This is a genomic window from Capnocytophaga sp. oral taxon 326 str. F0382 (assembly GCF_000318295.1).
Taxonomy (GTDB): Bacteria; Bacteroidota; Bacteroidia; order Flavobacteriales; family Flavobacteriaceae; genus Capnocytophaga; species Capnocytophaga periodontitidis.
This window is the reverse complement of sequence record NZ_KB291444.1, coordinates 536-7,732: the sequence shown is the minus strand read 5'-3', so window position 1 is coordinate 7,732 and position 7,197 is coordinate 536. Positions and strand designations below refer to the sequence as shown.

Sequence of the window (7,197 nt, the reverse complement as noted above, 5' to 3'; positions counted from 1 at the left end):
CTTTGTCAAAGTCCTTAATTGCCCGTGCGGCTCGCACCTCCTACCGCTCCCATATTGCCCGTGCGGCTCGCACCTCCTACCATCATCGTAATTCCCCTGTTATGATTGAAAAAGACTATCTCAAACGCCAAATCGACCGTTTCTTTGAGGAACTCACCGCCCTACTAAACCCCAAGGCAGCCAAAGAAGAAGAACGCAAACAATTAGACCTGCTGACTGAAAAATACACTCAGCACCATCTCACATATTTCCTCAACACCCCCACCGAAACCCTACTTTCAGAATACGAAAACGATGCCGAGGCGTTAGAAATCATCTCCGAATTGCTCCTCCAATCCACCAACGAGCCCGCAATCTTACAGAAAACCGCCCACATCATCAAATATGTAGATGCCATCAGCAAAGACTTTTCGTTTAGAAGAAAAAACAACTTAGAAAAAATTAAACAAACAACTCAAATATGAATAACGATTACAAAAATTTCAAGCAATTATTAGAGTATTTTGTAGCGCACTTAGAGTATTGCGTTACAAATAACAAACACAATAGAGGCTATGATAAATACATCAAACCTTTTGAAGAAAGTGGTAGCTTTAAAAAGAGTGGGCAAGGCTATAACGGAAACTTGATACAAAATCAGATAAAAAACTGGGAAAATTATACTAATGGGAAAATTGCTATAAGTACATACCCTCCTTCTTATACAGGCACAGGAAACTATTTACATTGGGAAGGAACAGGGTTGAATATTATAGCCCGTTGGAATGAATCTGCAGACAAAATAATTACTCTTGCTATAGAAAAATACCAGAGAAAAGCTGATGAAAAAGGAAGTTGGGAAGACTTAAAGATAAATGAACCTATTGAAGATATAGGACTCTTTGATGACAAAGAACCTAATGAAAAACTTCAACATTTTTTTGATAAATATTACAGTCTATATATCAAGCTAAAGCCAGAAACAACTGAAAAAGCTAATAAATATGAGATATACGTTCAAAAACTAAAAAACTCTAAAAACATCATTCTTACAGGTGCCCCTGGTACTGGTAAAACTTTTTTAGCTAAAGAAATAGCTAAACAAATGATAGGGGAAGACGATGAAGCCTTAGCAAAAAACCCTCAGTTTGGCTTTGTACAATTTCACCCTTCTTATGACTATACCGATTTTGTAGAAGGCCTCCGCCCTACTAATAACGACAATGGAAATGTTGGCTTTGAATTAAAATTGAAACTACTTATATAATCTATCTTAAATAAAGAAGATACAGGAATTACAAGAAGATTAGGTAATGATTTAGTAATAGCTCTTATTTCATTTGATTATACCTATTTTCTCAGTAACTTCTAGGTGCAAAGATACAAATATTTTTCTAACTTCCTCACTCACAATCAATTTTATTTTATAAAACTCTGATAGGTAACGATTTAGTTACGGAACTTAATTCACTTCTTTGCTTTGTTTTTATTGTGTTTTTAACTCACGATGCAAAGGTATAAATATTTTCTCTATTGACCAAAACTTTTATTTTTCCGTTGCTAGCATAATATATAGAAGTTTCTAAAAATCTTGAGTGCATACAGATGAATTAAGTATAGTAAGCCTACTATATACTCTTTTATATTCCTTCCAAAACTCCTTATCTTACTTGCACTTTCAAAAATATTTCTCATTTTCTTCAAAATAATTTGGTTGATTTCGTTATTTTTCGTTACTTTGCGATGAAATAACACGTCCTATTGCTATGAAAACGTTAAATATAATCTTACTTTTGGTAATTCCTTCTTGGGGATATAGTCAGCAAGAGCTTTGTTTCCACTACGACAAGGCAGGAAATCAACGACTTATTACTACCTGTGGTAGTGGAGAAGAACAACTCAGTGATGAGGAAATCTTCAAGGATACTTTAGATGAAAAACGGCGTGAAGAGCACAATGCCGAGAAGATAACCTTAGATGTAGCTCCTAACCCTGTTATTGATGAGCTTACCGTCTATTGGCAGCATAAGGAGCAAAAACCAATGACCGAGCTTTTTATCACCTCAGCAGATGGCAAGATACTCTACAAAAAAGAGGCGTTACAGGGAGCCAGTCAGCATAAAGTGAATATATCCAAATACCCCATAGGTTTCTACCTCTTAGTAATCGAATTTACTGATGGCAGCCGAAAGGTGTTTAAAGTCGTAAAAAGATAATGCAATACTATGAAACGCTTTTTTCACATATTACTCATACTAAGTAGCATTTCTCTCGCTGCACAGGAATTGCCTTATAAGATCATCAAAAAGACTTCTTTTCATCGCGATGAGCCTACACCTCCTACTCTTACTGAGTTGCCTGCTATTAGTGCGGCAACCGCTCGTGGGGCATCGGGGAGTGATTTAGGTATTACCCCAAGCAATTTAGACGTGAGTGCCACAGGGGCAGCCGTGTACACTATCCCTATTGCAGTGCCTGCGGGCATCAATGGCGTGCAGCCTAATCTTGCGCTTACCTATAACAGTCAGGCAGGTAATGGCATTGCTGGCTATGGCTGGAATATCACAGGAATTTCAAAAATTACCCGTGTAGGCTCCACCCCTTACCATAACGGACAACTCACAGGGGTAAACCTCACTGAGACCGATCAGTTTGCCCTCGATGGACAGCGTCTCCTGCTTAAAGAAGGCACTCACGGAGCCGATGGGGCAGTGTATGAGACAGAGAATTTCTCGAATGTGAAGGTTATAGCCAAGGGAACTTTTGGAAATGGCATCTTTGGACCGAGTTATTTTGAAGTGCTATATCCTGATGGGAGTAAGGCGTATTATGGCAAAAATAATGGTAGGCGAGCTTATGAGTACAGCATATCTTCGTGGGAAAATGCTCAAGGGGTAAGCATACAATATACGTATAAGACTTCAGACGGGCACCATATCCCATTGGTTGAAAACATCACTTATGGGGCAAAGGGAGAAGCAATGGGTAATTGTATGGTGCATTTTGAGTACAATAACCGTTCGCGCTCTGAAACTTTCTATATCGGGGGAATAGAGTTTAACAGCTTATATAAACTATCAGCGATAAGTGTTAGCACTAATGGAAAAGAATACCGAAAATACGACTTGAGTTATAATGCCAATAGTTTAGGTTATGATAGGTTGGTAAGTGTTCAAGAGAGTGTAGAGGGGGAAAAACGTGCTCCGATAGGGTTGCAGTACCTTAATTTTTCTGATAAGCTGAGTAAGTCAACAGCAAAAGCAAGTACGGGTTTTATAAATGTAGGGCTTACCAACTCTGCAATAGTACCTCTTGACTATAATGGAGATGGGAAAATAGATTTTATTATTTATCCTACCACTGGTTCAAAGGCTTATAAAGACATATCTGTTGTTTATAACTTCAGAGGAGAACAGAACTCATTAGGTGTTTCATTTATTACCAATGAGCCTTTCAAAGAAATTTTTCCAGCTAAAGTTCTATCGCGATCAGGAGAATTATTAGTAAATAGTGGCATAGTAACAACTCATTTTACTGCAGATAAAATTCGTTTTGACGTATATACAGATGAGTATATGGGATATCCAGCAGTACATTATAGCAAGGAGTGGAAATTACCTGCTTACATAGAGGCTGATTATAACTATTGTATGAATCAATTGATGTACTCAGGAGAAAGACCCATCTTACCACCTCCTCAGAAAGCAAACACTAATATAAAAATACTTTCTGGGGATTTTGATGGTAATGGGCTCACTGATGTTATATCTATAGAACTCCCTTACAATGTTGAAAATTGTATCCCCATTGGGCGTAGACGTGAAAAAAGATATTGTGATTGTAAACATACTATAATAAATAATAGTACTGTAAATTGGATAGACTTGGATAGAAGGAAAACATCTGATTACATAAAATCTTTACGAAGTTTAGAGGTAAGGGTTAAAAATGATGATTTGTTGCAAGCTATTGATATGAATGGTAACGGTAAAACAGATCTACTGCATATCACTGAAGGGAATCTGTTTATCTATGAAATGGACAAAAATCATAATCTCCAATTAGTAGTAAAGCACGCCAATCCTTATTTACTTATCAGGAGAAAGCATCCTCTTATAGATAATATTAATAGTAACCTTGATTTGATACGTCCCATTATAGGTGACTTCAATGGAGATGGACTGCTTGATTTTATGTTGCCAAGAGATAATCCTACTAATCAATATGATATACTCTACAATACAGGTAAGGGGTTTGTTACTGAAACAAAAATACTACCTTTTAAATATGAAGCTCATATGGCAAATGGTAGGAGACCAGTTCAGTCTACTCCTATAGCAATAGATATGAATAATGATGGAAAATCTGATATTGTAGAGTATCGTACTGCTTTTGATTCAGATCTAATAAATCAGATGTTTAGAGGAATTAGTGTCTTTAAGAATATAAATGGGAAAGATGCTAATGAGTTATTTGTAAAAATAAACAATTCAGAATATGAGAGTTATAACGTAGGAAGAGCTGGTCATTTACTCTTTTCTCCTCCTGATAAGCGTAATATGTTTATGGATATTGCGCTAATATATGGAGATACAATGGAAAGCTACTCTTTGGAACAAGACAATAAAAAAGAGATTATTTTGCAGGCAATAAGTAAAGGTGAGGAGTCTCATCAGATTACATATAATTCAATGGTATCACAAAAAGATGAAGGATTCCCTACTTACCTCAAAGAGCAATATAAACTAAAAGAATATCCGTATGCAGATATAGAAGCAATCCCTACACTATCCTTGGTTTCAAAAATAGAAAGAAAATATTACCAGCAAACAACTGAAAAAATATTTGATTATTTTGCGGCAGTTACCCATTTACAAGGTTTAGGATTCTTAGGATTTAAGGCTATAATGCAGACTAATTGGTATGAACCTTCTAAAAAAGAATCACAATATTTATATTCCTATAAGACACAAAATTACGAGCTTAGGGGGGTATTAACAGATGAATATATCACACCCTATAGAGTGCGTTATTTTATGGACTATAATCCTGATTTTGATGCAGTAAGTACAGTTCATTACTCCTACACCCACTCCGAAGCTCCTAACAAACGCTTTAAGCTACAATTGGATAAGCAGGTTACTGAGGATAAGCTCAAAGGCATTACTACCACCCAAGCCTTTGTATATGACGCTGACCTAAACCCAACGCAAATCACCACAGAAACCGATGGCTACAGGCAAGTACAGGAACTGCAATACGCCCCAAAAGAAAGCAGTCCCTACCGTATGGGCTTGCTCACCCATAAACGCACAGCAAGCACTTTGGACGGTGATACTTTTACGGCTGAGGAAAGCTATACTTATGAGAATGGGTTAATCAGCACTGCCAAAACAAAAGGCAACGGCACAGGCGAGCACACCGAAAAATTTAGTTATGACCCCTATGGCAATATAACCCAAAAGGAAACTATTGCTGAAGACGGACAAAAGCGCAGTGAGCAATACACCTACGACCCTACCCACCGTTTCGTTGCTACCCATACCGATTTTGAAGGCTTAAAAACAACTTTTACCTACGATGAGCGCGGTAATCTTCATAAAGAAACAAACCCTTGGGGGCAGTCTACCTCCTACCAATATGATATCTGGAATCGCCCTATAAAGGTAACTGATTACTTAGGTAAAAGCCTGCGCACTACTTATGGAGCGAATGGCAGCAAATACAACATCCGCTCGGATAGTGATGACGACAGCTATACAAGTGAAACCTACAACGCACTCGGTTGGCTTTTGGAAAGTGAAGCGTCTACTGCCTTGGGAGCTACTGCTGTGCGCTATGAGTATGACGCCTTAGGAAGAACCATAGGTAAAAGTGAACCTTTTGCTGCTGGTGGCAGTCCACAGGGCTGGACACGCACTGAGTACGACCGCTATGGGCGTCCTGTGCAGGTAACTACCACTCACGGCAAGACCATTCGCACCTCTTACGATGGCTTAAAGACCACTGTAGACGATGGCTCTAAACAAATCACCACTATCCAAAATGCTATCGGAAAAACCATAAGCCAAAGCGACCCAGGAGGCACGATTAAGTACTCTTACTTTGGCAATGGGGCACTCAAAACTGCTAACTACGAGGGGGTAGAACAGAAAATAACCCAAGACGGCTGGGGCAGGAAAACAAGCCTTACCGACCCTGCCGCAGGTGTTTATCGCTATGCTTACGACAGCTGGGGGCGTCTTACTGAGGAGACCACCCCTAAGGGTAAAACTACGCTTACCTACGAGCCCAACAGCGACCGCTTGAAGAGCAAGCACTTAGTAGGCGACCATACCGATATGCTCATCCGCTATACCTATAACGCCGAAAAGCTCCTGACCCAAATAGACAATGAGAACCAGGACGGCAATAGCGATCATTACACCTATACTTATGACCACAACCGCCAGCTACTTACCAGCAGCGAGACCAACCCTTGGGCAAAATATACCAAAGCCTATACTTATGACCTTTTCGGTCGGGTACAAAAGGAAATGACTACCGCAGAGGCAGCAGGCAAACGCGCGAGTGCTACGGTGCAATACCGCTATCAAAATGGTGAACTTGTAGAGATGAAGGACGACAAGGGAATAACCCTCTGGAAACTTAGCAGTGAAAACCCCTACGGGCAACCCCTTGTAAGCCATAAAGGAGGCATTAAAGAGACGTATACCTACGACAAAGGCTACCCTGTAAGCCAGCTATTACAGAATGAGGACAAGGCTATCGGGGCACTTACTTGGCAGTTTAACCCTCAAAAAGGACTGTTAGACAGCCGTCAATACAGCTTTTGGGGTAAACAAGAGGATTTTAGTTATGATAACTTAGATCGCCTTACGGCTTGGGGCGATGCCAATACTCCGCCGCAAACCCATAGCTACGATGAGCGCGGGCGTATTACTGAAAACAGTTCTTTGGGTACTTATAAATATCCTGCTAAGGGTTATGACCAAGAAAAATTAGTATTGAACTCTACAGGCGAAGCTTTTTATAAAGAGGCACCAATGCCCGTGATACGTTACAATATGCTCAAAAGCCCCGAACAAATATACATAAAGGACAAAGAGCGTATCACCTACTTATACAACGCCTTTGGTAGTCGTGCCCATAGTTTTTATGGTAATGCGGAAGCTGAAAAAGAAAAACGCCCAATGCTTAAACACTACAGCCACGACG

At 39.4% G+C, this 7,197-nt stretch carries 4 protein-coding genes; all 4 read left to right on the top strand.

Annotated elements, in window-relative coordinates; genetic code table 11:
* Window positions 1-464: hypothetical protein (locus tag HMPREF9073_RS11395; protein ID WP_232212951.1), on the top strand; the 464-nt coding region annotated here is incomplete at its 5' end.
* Window positions 461-1,246 carry an AAA family ATPase gene (locus tag HMPREF9073_RS11390; RefSeq protein ID WP_009413924.1) on the top strand — a complete coding sequence of 262 codons (786 nt, stop codon included), beginning with the start codon at window positions 461-463 and terminating at the stop codon, window positions 1,244-1,246. The genes HMPREF9073_RS11395 and HMPREF9073_RS11390, both read left to right, overlap by 4 nt.
* Before the next feature lie 499 nt (window positions 1,247-1,745).
* Window positions 1,746-2,195, top strand: a complete 450-nt coding sequence (locus HMPREF9073_RS11385) for a T9SS type A sorting domain-containing protein (RefSeq protein ID WP_009413922.1) — start codon at window positions 1,746-1,748, stop codon at window positions 2,193-2,195.
* 9 nt (window positions 2,196-2,204) lie between these two features.
* Window positions 2,205-7,197, top strand: a 4,993-nt coding sequence (locus HMPREF9073_RS11380; protein WP_009413921.1) for a SpvB/TcaC N-terminal domain-containing protein, incomplete at its 3' end; no start/stop codon positions are given.